Annotated in this window: 11 protein-coding genes; 8 read left to right on the top strand and 3 right to left on the bottom strand. The window is 72.1% G+C overall.

Translation table 11 applies throughout. The features are described from left to right. Nucleotides 1-3 precede the first annotated feature (3 nt). From MZC64_RS40475 to MZC64_RS40505, 7 genes are read left to right on the top strand one after another with little or no spacing between them, the layout of a single operon-like run. Nucleotides 4-1896, top strand: a complete 1893-nt coding sequence (locus MZC64_RS40475; RefSeq protein ID WP_247764941.1) for a long-chain fatty acid--CoA ligase — start codon at nucleotides 4-6, stop codon at nucleotides 1894-1896. Further along, complete coding sequence (locus tag MZC64_RS40480; RefSeq protein WP_247764942.1) at nucleotides 1893-6251, top strand: amino acid adenylation domain-containing protein; 4359 nt, start codon at nucleotides 1893-1895, stop codon at nucleotides 6249-6251. The genes MZC64_RS40475 and MZC64_RS40480 overlap by 4 nt, the downstream gene beginning before the upstream one ends. Next, nucleotides 6248-7345: a hypothetical protein gene (locus MZC64_RS40485; protein WP_247764943.1), complete on the top strand. Its 1098-nt coding sequence runs from the start codon at nucleotides 6248-6250 to the stop codon at nucleotides 7343-7345. The genes MZC64_RS40480 and MZC64_RS40485 overlap by 4 nt, the downstream gene beginning before the upstream one ends. Beyond that, on the top strand, nucleotides 7342-8415 hold the full coding sequence (locus MZC64_RS40490; protein ID WP_247764944.1) for a class I SAM-dependent methyltransferase: 1074 nt from the start codon (nucleotides 7342-7344) through the stop codon (nucleotides 8413-8415). Before MZC64_RS40485 ends, MZC64_RS40490 begins: the two co-directional genes overlap by 4 nt. Before the next feature lie 6 nt (nucleotides 8416-8421). Continuing rightward, on the top strand, nucleotides 8422-8787 hold the full coding sequence (locus tag MZC64_RS40495; protein ID WP_247764945.1) for a cupin domain-containing protein: 366 nt from the start codon (nucleotides 8422-8424) through the stop codon (nucleotides 8785-8787). Then, nucleotides 8784-9827 carry a histidinol-phosphate transaminase gene (locus MZC64_RS40500; RefSeq protein ID WP_247764946.1) on the top strand — a complete coding sequence of 348 codons (1044 nt, stop codon included), beginning with the start codon at nucleotides 8784-8786 and terminating at the stop codon, nucleotides 9825-9827. Before MZC64_RS40495 ends, MZC64_RS40500 begins: the two co-directional genes overlap by 4 nt. Nucleotides 9828-9832: 5 nt before the next feature. Continuing rightward, nucleotides 9833-10579, top strand: coding sequence for a GNAT family N-acetyltransferase (locus MZC64_RS40505; RefSeq protein WP_247765072.1), 747 nt, complete (start codon nucleotides 9833-9835; stop codon nucleotides 10577-10579). Between the two features lie 81 nt (nucleotides 10580-10660). On the opposite strand, the gene MZC64_RS40510 is transcribed toward MZC64_RS40505, so the two are convergent. After that, nucleotides 10661-12538 (bottom strand): cation-translocating P-type ATPase, encoded by a 1878-nt coding sequence (locus MZC64_RS40510; RefSeq protein WP_247764947.1) that lies wholly within the window; start codon nucleotides 12536-12538, stop codon nucleotides 10661-10663. Nucleotides 12539-12541: 3 nt separating this feature from the next. Next, a complete protein-coding gene (locus MZC64_RS40515; protein WP_247764948.1) occupies nucleotides 12542-12904 on the bottom strand; it encodes a metalloregulator ArsR/SmtB family transcription factor in 363 nt (120 codons plus the stop codon). Between the two features lie 192 nt (nucleotides 12905-13096). Here MZC64_RS40515 and MZC64_RS40520 point away from each other — a divergent pair, with 192 nt between their 5' ends. Next, nucleotides 13097-14479 (top strand): ankyrin repeat domain-containing protein, encoded by a 1383-nt coding sequence (locus MZC64_RS40520; protein WP_247764949.1) that lies wholly within the window; start codon nucleotides 13097-13099, stop codon nucleotides 14477-14479. A 119-nt stretch (nucleotides 14480-14598) separates the two neighbouring features. On the opposite strand, the gene MZC64_RS40525 is transcribed toward MZC64_RS40520, so the two are convergent. Further along, nucleotides 14599-15606, bottom strand: coding sequence for a YafY family protein (locus MZC64_RS40525; protein WP_247764950.1), 1008 nt, complete (start codon nucleotides 15604-15606; stop codon nucleotides 14599-14601). Between the last annotated feature and the right edge of the window lie 29 nt (nucleotides 15607-15635).

Consider the following 15635-nt stretch of genomic DNA (forward strand, 5'->3'; position numbering starts at 1 on the left):
AAGATGACGCGGCTCATGCCCGTCGCCGACGTTGACGTCGTGCGCGATGAGGTCAAGGCGGAGATCGAGGGACACACCGTCCTGAGCGGGTTCCTGGACACCGTCGAGCGGTTGGGTGACGCGGACTCGATGCTGTGGAAGGAAGGCGACGAGTGGAAGTCGCTGACCTGGAACCAGTACCGGGACGCGGTGCGTGAGGTCGCGCTGGGCCTGGAGCTGATCGGCTTCCGCCCCAAGGAGTTCGCGCTGCTGATGTCGCGCAACCGGCCCGAGCCGCACATCGCCGACCTGGCCGCGCAGGCCGCCGGCGGCGTCGCGACCTCCATGCACACCACGCTGTCCCCGGCCCAGGTCGCCGAGATCGCGGACAACTCCCAGGCCACCGTCGCGTTTGTGGAGAACCGGGAGCTGCTGGCCAAGTTCGAGGAGGTCCAGGACCGGCTGCCGCACCTGCGCACCGTGGTGCTGCTGACCGGTGAGGTCGCCCCCGAGGAGGCGGGCTGGCTGCGCACCTGGGAAAGCCTGCGCGCCGAGGGCGCCGCGCTGGTCCCCGGCCGGCCGGACTTCTTCACCGAGGCCACCACTCGCCTGTCCTCGGACGACCTGGCCACCGTGGTCTACACCTCCGGCACCACCGGTGCGGCCAAGGGCGTCATGCTGGCCCACCGCAACGTCCGCTGGTCGATCGCCGCGGGTTTCCGCGAGCCGGACGGCAGCAAGCCGGCCGAGCCCGAGCAGGGCACGCTGCCCACCCAGAACCTCAAGATCATCTCCTACCTGCCGCTGGGCACGGTGGGCGCGCGCATGGTCGACCACTGGGGCCACGTGATCATGGGTGGGGCGGTCATCAACTTCTGCCCCGACCCGGCCAAGTTGTTCCAGTACCTGCGCGAAGTACGGCCATCACTGCTGATGGGCGTGCCGGCGATCTTCGAGCGGCTGCACTCCGAGCTGAACGCGGCCATCGACAACGATCCGCAACCCGGGCGCACCGCACTGGTCCGGCGCTGCCTGCAGGTGGGCAGACAGCTCGCCAGGTTCCAGGCGCGCGGCGAGGAGGTGCCCGAGGACCTGCGCGGGCCCGCCGAGCAGGTCAGACCGGTGCTGCGGGCGATCCTGGCCAAGGCTGGGCTGGACGAGTGCCTGCGCGCGGTCAGCGGTGGCGCGCCGATCGATCCGGAGATCATCGAGTTCTTCCAGTCGCTGGGCCTGTCCATGACCCAGTCCTGGGGCATGACCGAACTGACCACCTCGGTCACCAGCGACGGACCCAACGGCAGCGTTGGCAAGCCCTACCCAGGTGTGGAGATCGGGCTCGCCGACGACGACGAGATCATCATCCGCGGCGGCATGGTGATGCAGGGCTACTACCGGGATCCCGAGGCCACCGCCGAGGTGCTCTCCCCTGACGGCTGGTTCCGCACCGGGGACATCGGCGCCTACGACGAGCAGGGCCACCTGCACATCGTGGGCCGCAAGAAGGAACTCATCATCAACACCGCCGGCACCAACATCGCGCCGACGAAGATCGAGTTCCTGTTGCAGCGCCATCCGCTGATCGGCGCGGCCTGCGCCATCGGCGACCGGCGACCGCACGTCACCGCGCTGCTGACCCTGGACGCCGACCGGGCCGCGGAGTGGGCCGCCGAACGCGAACTCAGCCCGGATCTGGCCGAGTTGAGCCACAATCCGGACCTGCTGGCCGAGATCGGCGAGGCGGTGCGCAAGATCAACGGTGAACTGGCCGTCAGCGAGCAGGTGCGCGCCTTCCGGGTGCTGCCCGCGGTGTGGTCGGTGGACGGCGGCGAGCTGACCGCGAACTTCAAGAAGCGGCGCAACCCGATCGCGGCCAAGTACGCCGAGGTCATCGAGCAGCTGTACGGGGAAGGGCGATGATCTCGCGACCGGCCAGCGCCACCCAGCTGGAGATGTGGCTGGCGGTGCAGGGCGAACCCGAGTCCGGCCGGTACAACGCGAGCATCGACCTGGAGTTCGACACGTCACCGGACGTGCCCGCGCTGCGGGCCGCGCTGGCCGACGTGCTGACCCGGCACCCTGAGTTGCGCAGCAGTTTCCAGCTCGACGGCGGCGAACTGCACCAGGTGGTGCGGCCCGACCTGCCCGTCAGCCTGGCCGATCTGCCCCGACCCGGGTCCTATTCCCGGGACGCGGCACTGGCGTGGGCGCGGGCCGAGGGCGACCGGCCCTTCGACCTGGCCTCCCCGCCGCTGTTGCGCGCCGGGCTGCTGCGCTGTGCCGACGGTGCGCTGCTGGTGCTGACCGTGCACCACATCGTCACCGACACCTGGTCGATGGAGCTGCTGGCCGACCACCTGTTGCAGGCATACCAGGCCCGGCTGGAGGGCGTGCCGACCGCACTGCCCGCACCGTCCACTGTGGACGCTGAGGACACCGCGGCGGAGGACCTGGCCTACTGGGCCGACCTCACCGCGGACGGGTGGACGGCGCTGGCCGTGCCCACCGACCTGGTCCGCCCGGAATCCGGGGTGGGAGAAGGCGGCACGCTGGTCTCCGAGCTGTCCCCCGCCGCGCTCACCGGGCTGCGCGAGCTGGCCGAGACCGAGCGGGTCTCCCCCGCCACCGTGCTGCTGGCCGGCTGGGGCCTGCTGCTCTCCGCCTGGAGCGGCGAGCCGGACGGTGTGCTCGGCATGCCGTTCAGCGGCCGCAGCGATCCCCGGCTGGACCACGAGATCGGCCTGCACACCCGGGTGCTCCCGGTGCGGGTGCGACTCGGCGAGCAGGACACCTTCCGGCAGCTGCTGGGAACCGTGCGCGAACAGGTGCTCGACGGGCTGGAACACGAGCGAGTGCCCCTGGATCAGCTGCGCACCGCACTGGCCCGGCACGGCGCGGAGGCCGGGGTCTACCGCGCGGTCTTCGACCACCGCTCGGCCGAACCGGTGTCCTGGACCGTGGCCGGTGCGCCGGTGCGACTGCTGGATCACGAGGTGGAGGGCGTCAAGTACGACCTCGGCCTGGCCGGGATCGAGCGCCCGGACTCGTTGCGGCTGCGGGTGGACTACGACACGGCGGTCTATCGCGAGGCCACCGTGCGCCTGGTGCTGGACCAGCTCACCGCACTGCTCACCGCCGCGGTCGCCGACCCCGGCCAGGACTGCCGGGACCTGCTCGGCACCCTGGCCGACCCGGCGCGTGCATCCGAGGCGGTCGAGGGCACTACGGCGCTGCTGCCGGAACTCGTGCTCGGCCACGCCAAGACCCGGCCGGACGCGCTCGCGGTGCGGCACGGCGAGCAGACCTTGACCTACGGCGAACTGTCCCACCGCGCGGGCACGCTGGCGAACTGGCTGCGGGAACGCGGAGCTGGTCCGGAGCGGATCGTCGCGCTGATGCTGCCGCCTGGGGTCGACACCGTGGTGGCGATGCTCGCGGTGGCGCTGTCCGGCGCGGCCTACCTGCCACTGGACCCGGCCTACCCGGCGCACCAGCGCACACTCGTGCTGGCCGACGCCGCCCCGGTGCTGGTGCTGTGCGCGCCGGAACAGGCCGAGGAGGTCGGCGGATTCGCCCTGGACGCGGCGCTGGCGCAGGCCGCGGCGCTGCCGGGCACCCCGCCGGTGGCCGAGATCCGGCCGGAGTCCACGCTCAACGTGCTCTACACCTCCGGCTCCACCGGCCGCCCCAAGGGGGTGGTGCTGCCGCACATCGGCCTGGCCCGGCTGATGGGCGAGGACCGGTTCCTCCGGCTGGAGCACACCGACGTCATCGCCAACCTGTGCCCGCTGAACTTCGACGGCGCGAGCTACGAGATCTGGGGCGCGCTGGCGCACGGCGCGGCGTTGCTGGTGCTGGACAAGGACATCGTGCTCAGCCCGGTCGAGCTGCGCACGCAGGTGCGGGCGCACGGTGTGACCACGCTGGTGATCACCACGCCGCTGCTCAACCGGATCATCGAGGACACCCCGGACCTGCTGCAGTCGCTGCGCCGGGTGTACTTCGGCGGCGAGCGCATCTCGGTGCCGCACGTGCGGCGCGCGCTGCGCTGGTGCGCGCCCGGCACCCTGGTGCACAGCTACGGGCCGACCGAGAACTCCTTCACCTCCACCTACTGGCCGATCGAGACCGTGCGGGAATCCGATCGCACGGTGCCGATCGGGGTGCCGGTGCCGGAAACCGAGCTGCACGTGGTGTTCGAGGGCACCACCAGCCCCGCCCCGGCCGGGGTGATCGGCGAGCTGCTGCTCGGCGGCCCCGGCGTCGCGCACGGCTACCTCAATGACCCGGAACGCACCGCGAAGGTGTTCGTGCCCAACCCGTTCGGGCCCGGCACGCTGTACCGCACCGGAGACCGGGTGCGCTGGACCGCCGAGGGCCTGCTGGAGTTCGTCAGCCGCGCCGACAACCAGGTCAAGATCCGCAGCCAACGGGTCGAGCTGGGCGAGGTGGAGGCCGCGCTGCTGGCGCACGACCTGGTGGAGGCATGTTTCGTCACCACCGCGCAGAACCAGCGGGACGAACGGGAGATCGTCGCCTACGTCGTCTACTCCGGACAGTCCGATGTGGACACTCTGCGGGCGCACCTGCGCCGGGTGCTGCCCTCCTTCGCGGTGCCCACGCACCTGGTCGAACTTTCCGAGCTGCCGCTCAACCGCAACGGCAAGATCGACCGGCCTAAACTGCCCAAACCGACGGCGGCCGGTCCAGTTGGCCCAACTGGGCGTACGAGTTTGGCCAACGGGGCGTACGAGTTTGGCCAACTCGACGGTAGGGCGGAGCCGGCGCTGGAGCAGGTGCTGGGGGCCTGGCGGGAGGTGCTGGGGGTGGCCGAGGTGGCCGCTCGGGACAGCTTCTTCGACGTTGGCGGGCACTCGCTGCTGGTGGTCAAGCTGCAGGAGGCGCTGCGCAGCCGGACCGGGGTCACCGTGTCCATCGCGCAGCTCATGGGCAACCCCTCCGCCGCCGACCAGGCCGAGCTGCTTTCCGGGGCGGCGCCGGTGACCGCGCTGCCCGTGGTGCTGCGCGGCGCGGACGCGGCCGAGGACATCGCGGTGATCGGCATGGCCGGTCGCTTCGCCGGAGCCCGCGATGTCGAGGAGTACTGGGCGAATCTGCGAGCCGGGCGGGACTGCCTGACCACCGGCCGCGCGCCGGTCGAGCACGCCGACGGTTCGCGCACGGTGTACCGCTACGGCCTGCTCGCCGACGGACTGGCCTACGACGGCAGCCTGTTCGGCATCGGCGCGGACGAGCCGCGCCCGGTCGACCCGCAGCACGCGGTGTTCTACGAATGCCTGTGGGCCGCGGTGGAGGACGCCGGGCTGCGCATGTCCGACCTGCGTGGCCGCACCAGCCTCTACGGTGGCCGCGCGGTGCCCGGGGTCAAGCCGGACAGCGACGGTTTCCTGCCCGCGGGCGAGGTGGTTTTCACCGAGGCCACCTTCATGAACACCTGGTTCTCCTACCACCACGATCTGGGCGGCGAGTCCATGCTGGTGGACTCCGGCTGCTCCACCGCGCTGGTCGCGGTGCACCTGGCCGCGGAGAGCCTGCGCCGGGGTGACTGCGACTACGCGCTGGCCGGTGGCGTGTCCATCCAGGCCAACGCGGAGGGCTCCTACGTGTGGGAGCCGGGGCAGGTCTTCGCCGAGGACGGGGTGTCCCGGCCGTTCGACCAGCGCAGCACCGGCGTCGTGGCCGGGGACGGGGCGGGCGCGGTGCTGTTGCGGCGCCTGTCCGACGCCCGCCGCGACGGGGACCCGATCCACGCGGTGATCAAGGGTTCGGCGATCAACAACGACGGTCTGCGCAAGGTCGGCTACACCGCACCCGGGGTGGACGGTCAGGCCAAGGTGCTCGCCAGGGCGCTGGCCCGCGCCGGGGTCCCGGCCGCCGAGGTCGACTACGTGGAGACGCACGGCACCGGCACCCGGCTCGGTGACGCGGTGGAACTCGGTGCGCTGGCCCAGGTCTACGGCGCGGGCGGCCCGCTCGCGCTCGGCTCGGTCAAGGCGGCCATCGGACACACCGACACCGCCGCCGGCATCGCCGGACTGATCAAGGCCGCGCTGGCCGTGCGCGAGGGTTTCCTGCCCGCCACGCCGAATGTGGCCGAACCAGTGGCCGACCTGGCCGAACAGTTCGAGCTGCTGCCCGCGGGCCGGGCCTGGACCCGTGCCGAAGGCCCTCGCACTGCCGGGGTCAGCTCGTTCGGGCTGGGCGGCACCAACGCACACCTGATCATCCAGGAACACCGCGAGGAGGACCGGTGACCGAACAGACCTGGCTGCTGCCGCTGTCCGCCGGGCACCCCGCGGTGCTGGCGGCCATGCGGCTGCGGCTGGCGGACTGGCTGCGCGAGCACCCGGACGCCGAGCTGCGCGATGTGGCCTGCACCCTGGCCAGGGGCCGGGAGGAGTTCGACCACCGCTGCGTGGTGCTCGCCACCGGCCACGCCCAGGCCATCGAGGCGTTGACCGCGCCGGTCAGCGAACAGCGGGTGCACGGGCGGGTCGGGGCTTCTTTCCTGGGCCCCGAGGCGGCCGATCCGGCGGTCAGCCTGGCCGATCGCTGGTGCCAGGGCGTGCCCGCCGATCTCACCCAGCGGCGCTCCGGCCGGCGGATCCACCTGCCCGGCTACGCCTTCCGCCGCGTCACCATGACCATGCCGGCGATCGACCCGGCGGCGGTGGCGGAGCTGGTCGGGCTGACCGACACGGTGCTGGCCACCGCGTCCCCGGCCGAACTGGACCGCTGCCAGCACCGGCTGCGCCGCCTCACCGGGGTCTGCCCCGACCTGGCCGGAGCGTCCACTGTGGACGCTGTGATCAAGTCACTGGCCGACGCGCTGGCCACCGACGGTGCGGGCACCGACCCTGACCTGGAGTCGGTGACGCCACTGGCGCCGGTGCCGCTGCGGCTGGTGTTCACCGACCAGGTGCGCACCGAGGGTCGCGCGGACAACAACGTGCTGGCCACGGTGTCGCTGGGTGAGAGCCCGGATGTGCCTGCGCTGCAACGGTTGTTCACCGAGCTGCAGGCCACCGAACCCGCACTGCGCACCATCGTGCACCGGGACGGCGACCGCTGGTTCGCGCACGTCCGCGCCCGGCCGCTGGCCGAACTGACCGTGGCCGAGGCCACCACTGACGAACACAGCCGGGCGGCTGTCACCGAATGGGCCACCACCCCGTTCGAGCTGCTCGACGCACCACTGGTCCGCGCCCTGGTCACCACCCGAGGGGACCTGGCCGTGCTCGCCTACCGCGCGATCACCGGACCCGAACAGCTCAACGCCATGCTCGGTCGCCTCCACCAGGAGTACCGGGCTGGTCGATCCCGAACACTGGAGGGGAACTTCGCATGACCGTCACCGACGTGACCAGGACCGACCGCATCGAGGACAACCCGGTGCTGGCCCAGGACTGGCGCGGCCGCGCGCCGCTGCCGATGAGCGCCGACAGCGCGTTCAACGGCTACATCGCCGCCAACGTGCTCTTCGCGCTCAACCGCCTCGGTGTGCTCGCCGAGTTCGAGTCGGCCGGCTTCGTGGACGTCTCCGCCTTCTGCGCCGAGCATTCGGTGGACGAGCCGATGTTCCGCTCCTTCGTGCACGCCGCCCGCTCGTTCGGCCACGTCAGCGTGGACGGCGACAAGGTCACCCTGACCGAGGCCGGGCGTGAGGTGGTGCGCATGCACGGCTTCTTCACCTGGGCGGTCGGCGGCTACAACGAGGTCTTCGCCAACGCCGGCCCGCTGGCCCTGGGCGAGCGCACCTACAGCCACGACGTGCTGCGCGATGAGGGCATGGTGGCGCTGGGTTCGGCGCAGTGCGACCGCGAACTGATGGCGCACATCCTGGACGGGGTGCTCGCCGAGGTCGACTTCAGTGTGCTGGCCGACCTGGGCAGCGGCACCTCCGCCCGGGTCAGCCGGGTGGTGGCCGGACGCCCCGGCGCCCGCGGCCTCGGCCTGGACATCAGCGGTCCGGCCACCGAGATCGCGCACCGCACCATCGCCGCGGCGGGCATGGCCGATCGGGTCAGCGCGATCCAGGCCGATGTGCTGGACGTGGTGCTGGCGCAGGAACACCGGGAGGCCATCGCCGAGGTGGACGCGGTGATGAGCTTCTTCCTGCTGCACGACCTGCTGGCCAACCCGGCCACCCGCGGCGACATCCTGCCCCGGATGCGCGAGGTCTTCCCCAAGGCGCGCACGTTCCTGCTGGCCGACACGGTGATCCGGCCGCGGCACGACGACGACGCCACGCTGCCGGTGTTCTCCACCGGGTTCGAGCTGGCGCACGCGCTGATGGGCGTGCCGCTGCACACCAAGGAGGCCTACGAGCAGCTCTTCGCCGAGGCCGGCCTGCACCTGCGCCGCGCGGTGCCCTTCGGCGCCCCGCACTCGTGGCTGTTCGTCCTGGAAGCACGGTGAGCTGAGATGGCCGAGATCCACACCAACCTGCCCATCCCGCTGGCCGTGGCCGGGCACCACCAGCCCGCGCCGTTCTACCTGACCGCGGACATGTTCGGCGGCCTGCCGGTGCAGCTGGCCGGCGGCGAGCTGAGCGCGCTGGTCGGCAAGCCGGTGGCCGCCCCGCACACGCACGAGGTCGACGAGATCTACTTCCTGATCTCGCCCACCCCCGGCGGCGCCCGGATCGAGGTCCAGCTGGACGGGGAGAAGCACGAGCTGACCTCGCCCGCGGTGATGCGCATCCCGGCCGGCGGCGTGCACTGCTTCCTGACCCTGGAGGCCGAACGCGGCAGCTACTGCTTCGGCGTCCTGATCGGGGACAAGACGTGAGCGGCGGGCTCAACGCGGCCCACGCCGACGGCCTGACCCGGCTGCACCTGAGCGAGAGCGTCTACGGCACCAGCCCGGCCGCCCTGGCCGCCGCCGCGGCCGCGCTGACCCAGGTCAGCGTCTACCCCGACCCTGCGCGGGCCGGGGTGGCCGAAGCCATTGCGGCGCACCACAAACTGCCGGTCGAACAGGTCGCGGTGGCCAACGGCAGTGACGAGCTGGTGCTGCTGACCAGCCTCGCCGTCGGTGCGTCGGACCGGCCGGGACTGACCACGGCCGGCACCTTCCCCGGGTACCAGACCTGCCTGGAGACCAGTGGCCGCGGCTGCACCGCACTGCCGCTCTCCGGCGGGGCACTGGACGTCGAAGACTTCGCGGAAGCGTTGCCCCAGCACGGTATTGGCTACGTGTGCAACCCGCACAACCCCAGCGGCGGGGTGCTGAGCCGGGCCGAACTGGACCGGCTGGTGCGCGCGGCCGAGGACTCCGGGGTGCCGATCGTCTTCGACGAGGCATACCTGGACTTCGCCGACCCGGGCACGCCCCAGGTGCGCGACTACCTGGACCGGGGCGCGCCGATCGTGGCGCTGCGCACGCTGTCCAAGGCCTACGGGCTGGCCGCGCTGCGCATCGGCTACGCCATCGGCGCGGCCGAGCAGCTCAGTGCGTTGCGGGCCGCGCAGGGCACGATGCCGTTCAGCGCCAACACGATCGCCCAGGCCGCGGCCATCGCGGCCCTGGCCGATCAGGACCACCTGGCCGGCGTGCGAGCGTCCAATGTGGAGCGTCGCAGCTGGTTCTGCGAGCAGCTCGACGCCAGGGGCCGGGGCTGGCTGCCCTCGGTGACCAACTTCGTCGCGGTCGCGGTGGCCGATTCCCGCACCGCCCAGGACCGGCTGGCCGCCGAGCACCGGATCCTGGTGCGCGACGCGGGTTTGTTCGGCTTCCCCGGCCACCTGCGGGTGTCCATGGGCACGCCGGCGGAACTGCTGCGGTTGCTGGACGCGCTGGACGCGATCGAGTCTGTGGAAGGGAAGTGAGCGAGATGTTGCGACACTGGCCGATCGCGGGCCTGCGCCTGAGCACCCCCGAGGTGGAGCTGCGCTGGCCGAGCCTGGCCGACCTGGACGAGCTGGCCGAGGTCGCCGCCAGGGGCGTGCACGATCCGGGCGAGATGCCGTTCTTCTCGCACTGGACCGACGGCGACCCGGAAGTGGTGGCCCGCCGGGTGGTGCAACGGCACTGGAACTCCCTTGGCGCCTGGACCCCCAACGACTGGACGCTGTATCTCGTTGCGGTGCACCAGGATCAGGTCATCGGTTGCTACAGCATGGGCGCCAGGGACTTCCACCTCACCCGCGAGGTCCTCGGCACCGCGTGGCTGGGCCTGCCGTTCCAGGGCAAGGGCGTGGGCACCTACGCCAGGGCCGCGATGCTGCACCTGGCCTTCGAGGGCCTGGGCGCGGAGTACTCCTTCTCCGTGGTGCAACGCAGCAACACCGCCTCGCAGACGGTGTTCAAGAAGCTGGGTTTCCAGGCAGACGGCATGCAGGTCAACCAGGTCCGCGGCCGCCAGGTGCTCAGCGACCGCTACCGGATGGACCGCCAGACCTGGGAGGAAAACCGCACCGTCCCGGTCGAGATCCACGGCCTGGCCCCGGCCCTGCCCCTGTTCGGCCTCACCCCGGACAACGCCGCCACCACCGCACCGGTGGCCGCCCGGCCGATGGTGACCGCCGAACTGCTCTCCGGCGTCCGGGTCGACTTCGACGGCGACAGCCCAGCCGCCTGACCCGGCGAGTTGGGCCAACTGGTACGCCAAGTTTGCCCAAGCGGGCGTACCAGTTGGCCCAAGTTGTACCCGCGGTGCGGTTCACGCCACCGCGGGCAGCCGGGCGGCGCGGATGGCGTTGAGGATGACCAGGACCTCGGCCAGCTCGTGCACGAACACCACGGTGGCCAGGCCGAGCACACCGAAGGCGGCCAACGGGATCAGCACCCCGATGATGGCCAGGGACAGGCCGACGTTCTGCAGCATGACCCGGCGGGCGCGCCGGGCATGGGAGAGCAACTGCGGGAGGTGACGCAGGTCCTCCCCCATCAGCGCGACGTCGGCGGTCTCGATGGCCACGTCAGCGCCCATCGCGCCCATGGCGATGCCGACCTCGGCGGTGGCCAGCGCGGGTGCGTCGTTGACGCCGTCGCCGACCATGGCGATCCGGCGGCTGCCGCGGAGCCGGGTCACCAGCGCGGCTTTGTCCTCGGGCCGCAGGTCGGCGTGCACCGTGCTGATCCCGGCCTCGGTGGCCAGGGCGGTCGCGGTGCGGGCGTTGTCGCCGGTGAGCATGGCGACCCCGATGCCGAGCTTGCCCAGCTGGGCAACAACTTCCGGGGCTTCGGCGCGGAGTTCATCGCGCACGGCGATCGCGCCGAGCAGCTCGTTGTCGCATTCGATGAGTACGACCGTCGCGCCTGCCTCCTGGAGGCGTTCGACCTCGGTGTGCAGCGGGCCGGGGGTGATCCAGCCCGGTTTTCCCAGGCGCAGGACCGCGCCGTCGAGTACGCCGTGCAGGCCGTGGCCGGGGACCGCGGTCACGTCGGTGGCGGCGAGCACCGTGTTGGCGGCGGCCAGGATCGCGCGGGCGAGGGGGTGTTCGCTGCGGGCCTCCAGCGCGGCGGCCGCAGTCAGCACCTGGTCCCGGGTGACGCCGTCGGCGGATCGCACGTCCACCACTCGCGGGCTGTTGCGGGTGAGGGTGCCGGTCTTGTCCAGCGCGACCACGCCGATCCGGCCCAGCTCCTCCAGCGCGGCCCCGCCCTTGACCAGCGCGCCCTGCCGGCTGGCCGCGCCGACGGCGGCGACCACGGTGAGCGGGATGGCGATGGCCAGCGCACACGGTGAGGCCGCGACCAGCACCACCAGCGCCCGTTCCAGCCACAGCAGCGGATCGCCCAGCAGCGCGCCAAGTCCGGCGATCAGCACCGCCAGGATCATGATCGCGGGCACCAGCGGGCGGGCGATCCGGTCGGCCAGCCGCTGCCCGCTGCCCTTGCGTTCCTGAGCCTGCTCGACGATGTGCACGATCCGGGCCAGCGAGGAGTCCGCGGCCAGCGCGGTGACCTCGACCTCGATGGCCCCGCCGCCGTTAATCGCCCCGGCGGGCACGACCTCGCCGTGCCCGGCCTCCACCGGCACCGACTCACCGGTGATCGCGGACAGGTCCAGGCTGGTGTGCCCGGCGCGGATCACCCCGTCAGTGGCCGCGCGGGCGCCGGGCCGCAACAACATCCGGTCGCCGAGCCCGAGTTCTTCCGGCGGTACCTGGACTTCGGCGCCCGCGCGCAGCACCGAGGCGGTCGGCGGCACCAGGTCGAGCAGGGCGCGCAGACCGTGCCGGGTGCGAGCAACGGCGTAGTGCTCCAGGCCCTCGGCGAGGGAGAACAGCACGCCGAGCAGCGCGGCCTCGGTGAGCTGGCCGAGGGCGACCGCGCCGATCGCGGCAATGGTCATCAGGGTGCCGACACCGATGCGGCCACGCAGCAGGTTGCGCACCGCGCCGGGCACAAAGGTGGCAGCACCGGCCACGGCGGCGGCCAGCGTCAGCCCGGTGCCGGCCGGGTCCTCGCCGATCAGCCAGCCCGCGGCGAACAGGGCCGCGGCGAGCGCGGCCAGCTGGAGCTCCCTGACCTGCCATAACCGGGCCGGGCCCGCGGTGTCGGCGGGCTGGGGACCGCAGCACGCGTCGGACATCGTTCAGCCCCGCACGTGGTCGCCGAGCACCGCGCTGACCAGCGCGCGGCCGCGGTCGGTGAGGGCGTACATGACCAGGCGGCCGTCCCGGCGTGAGCTGACCATCCCGGCGTGCTTGAGCTGGCGCAGGTGGTGCGAGGTCAGGTTCTGCGCCTGGCCGACGACCCAGGATAGGTCGCACACGCACAGCTCGCCGCCGGAGTACAGCGCGGCGGCCATGGTCAGCCGGGTCGGGTCACCCAGCGCCCGCGCGGCCGCGGCGGCCGGTTCCACCGCGGGCAGCTCGGGCAGTCCGGCCCGGATCTCCTCGGCGAGCGGCAGGTCCAGGCACAGCAGGTCGCACTCGTCACCACGGTCTACACTCACATCGACAAACTAACAGACATTGATATGACGGGCGAAGGTCCGGACGGCGAGGTAGGCTGCCGACAGGCGAGTTGGGTCGCCTCCGGGTCCGCGGAAAAGGCTGAGCCTGCCCATCGAAGGCGGGTAACCCCTGGTCAACCCACCTCCTTTCACCCCGTCACGCGGACCACGGGGACATGGAAGGAGGTCGTGATGACGACCGTCCCGCTGCCCGAACGACCCGATCTCGGCCAGCTCCGCAAGCAGGCCAAAGAGCTGCACCGGGCCACCCCTGGCGGCACCCTCGCCGACGCGCAGCGCACCCTGGCCCGCCGCTACGGCTTCGCCAGCTGGCCGCGCCTGCAACGGCACGTCGAGGCGATCAACTCCCGCACCTGGGTCTACACCGAGCCGGCCGGCGCGGAATCGCCCGCGGCCCGCTTCCTCCGGCTGGCCTGCCTCAACTTCGCCGAGGACACTCCCGACCGCTGGGTCGAGGCGACCCGACTGCGGCACCAGCACCCGGACCTGCCCGCGACCAGCCTGGCGGTGGCCGCCGCCTGCGCCGATGTCCCAGCGCTGCAACAACATCTGGCCGCCGGGGCCTCGGCGGCCAAGCCCGCCGCCCCCTTCGACTGGCCGCCGCTGATGTACCTCGCCTACGCCCGCGTCGAGGTGAGCCAGGCGGACACCCTCGCCGCCGCGCGGCTGTTGCTGGACGCTGGCGCCGACCCCAACGACGGCCGGTTTTTCCTTGGCCTGCCAACACCTTTCACCGTGCTGACCGGGGCGCTGGGCGGCGGCGAGGAAGACCAGCCACCGCACCCGCACAGCATCGCCCTGGCCCGCCTGCTCCTGGAGGCGGGCGCCAACCCCAACGACGGGCAGAGCCTCTACAACCGCATGTTCACCGAACAGGACGATTTCGCCGAACTACTGCTGGAGTTCGGCCTCGGCCAGGGCGACGGCGGCCCGTGGCGACGTCTGGTGCCCGACCTGCTCGGCTCACCCGAGGAACTGGTACGCGGGCTGCTGCACTGGGCGGTCACCCACGACCAGCGCAAGCGGGTGGCCCTGCTGGCCGCGCACGGCGTCGACGTGACCAGCCCACTCGCCGACGGCGCCACGCCACTGGAACACGCGCTGCGCAACGGCCACCGCAAGCTGGCGAAGCAGTTGCATGATCTGCGCGCGCACGAACCGAAGCTGAATCCCATGGACGCCTTCATCGCCGCGGCCCTCGCCGGAGACCGGGCCGAAGTCGAGGCCACCCCGCCGCACGTCGTCGAAGCTGCCCGCGCCGCCCGGCCGGGGCTCGTGGTCTGGGCCGCGGCGCACCATCGCCCCGAGGCAGTGAAACTGTTGGTGGACAACGGGTTCGACGTCAACGCCCGCGGCCGCGGCGACGTGCCGCTGGAGCACCCGTGGCAGACCGCGCTGCACACCGCCATCCAGGTCGGCGACCTCGAAGTGGTCCGGCTGCTGCTGGAACTGGGCGCGGACCCCGGCCTGCGCGACTGCCGCTTCGACGGCGACGCCCGATCCTGGGCGGAACACTTCGACCGCACGGACGTGCTCGACCTGCTCGGTCCGTAACCCACCGGCGTGTTGGCCGTTGTCGTACCCAGTCTTGGCCGAACTGGTACGCCAGTCGGCCAACACACCGTCCACAACGGCCAAGACACCGTACGACAACGGCCAACACGGCGGCTTGCCTACTCGACGGCGCGGGCGTAGCGCCTGCCGAGGGTGCGGATGTGCTCGACCAGTTCGGGTGGCTCGGTGACCTGGAAGTCCAGGCCGAGCATGCCGACGTAGACCGCGAGCATCTCCAGGCTGTCCGCGCCGGTCACCAGCACCGAGGTGGACTCGTCCACCGCCTCGACCACGCCGACGGCCGCGTTGATGCGGGCCAGCACCTCCTGCGCGGGTGCACGCACGGTGATCCGGGCGTGCACCCGCCAGCCCGCCACGGCCACATCACGCAGCACGAAACTCAGATAGTCACCGCCGGGCAAGGGAACCGGCGTGAACCGGCGGCCGGTCGGCATCCGCAGCGTGATCCAGTCCACCCGGTAGGTGTGCCACGCCCCGGTCTCCGGGCCGCGCGCCACCAGGTACCAGTACCGCTGCCAGCTCACCAGCCGATACGGCTCCACCAGCACCGGCCAGTCAGCGAACGGCGCCGAGGCGTCGTTGCGCAGCGGCGCGTCGTCCTCCCGGACCGGGGCGGTGTAGTCGAACCGGAGCAACTCCGTGTCCCGAACCGCGGCCGCGATCGTGGCCAGCAGGGCCGCGTCCACCACCGGATCCACCACGTTGCTGCCGGTGTTGTCCGGCCCCTCGGCCACCGCCGCGCGCAACGCGCTCACCTGCCGCCGCAACCGGTGCGGCAACACCTGTTCGAGCTTGCCCAGTGCCCGCGCGGCGCTGTCCTCGATGCCGGCGACCCCGCGTCCGGCCCGCAGCCCGACCGCGACCGCCACCGCCTCCTCGTCATCGAGCAGCAACGGCGGCAGCTTCGCCCCTGCCCCCAGCCGGTAGTACCCGGCGGGCCCGCGGGTGGCCTCGACCGGATAGCCCAGCCCGCGCAGCCGCTCGATGTCGTTGCGGATGGTGCGCCCGCTGACCTGCAACCGCTCGGCCAGCTCCGAGCCCGGCCACTCCGGCCGGGACTGCATCAGCGCCAGCAGGGCGAGCAGCCGCGAAGAAGTGTCCAGCATGACGTGACCATATAGGAACCTAACGTGCC

The sequence above is a fragment of the Crossiella sp. S99.2 genome, assembly GCF_023094165.1.
Lineage (GTDB): Bacteria > Actinomycetota > Actinomycetes > Mycobacteriales > Pseudonocardiaceae > Crossiella.

What these genes read in the sequence shown, in the direction of transcription:
- MZC64_RS40475 (WP_247764941.1), top strand. Translation starts at nt 4, where the DNA reads ATGACGCGGCTCATGCCCGTCGCCGACGTTGACGTCGTGCGCGATGAG.
- MZC64_RS40480 (WP_247764942.1), top strand. Translation starts at nt 1,893, where the DNA reads ATGATCTCGCGACCGGCCAGCGCCACCCAGCTGGAGATGTGGCTGGCG.
- MZC64_RS40490 (WP_247764944.1), top strand. Translation starts at nt 7,342, where the DNA reads ATGACCGTCACCGACGTGACCAGGACCGACCGCATCGAGGACAACCCG.
- MZC64_RS40495 (WP_247764945.1), top strand. Translation starts at nt 8,422, where the DNA reads ATGGCCGAGATCCACACCAACCTGCCCATCCCGCTGGCCGTGGCCGGG.
- MZC64_RS40505 (WP_247765072.1), top strand. Translation starts at nt 9,833, where the DNA reads ATGTTGCGACACTGGCCGATCGCGGGCCTGCGCCTGAGCACCCCCGAG.
- MZC64_RS40510 (WP_247764947.1), bottom strand. Translation starts at nt 12,538, where the DNA reads ATGTCCGACGCGTGCTGCGGTCCCCAGCCCGCCGACACCGCGGGCCCG.
- MZC64_RS40520 (WP_247764949.1), top strand. Translation starts at nt 13,097, where the DNA reads ATGACGACCGTCCCGCTGCCCGAACGACCCGATCTCGGCCAGCTCCGC.
- MZC64_RS40525 (WP_247764950.1), bottom strand. Translation starts at nt 15,606, where the DNA reads ATGCTGGACACTTCTTCGCGGCTGCTCGCCCTGCTGGCGCTGATGCAG.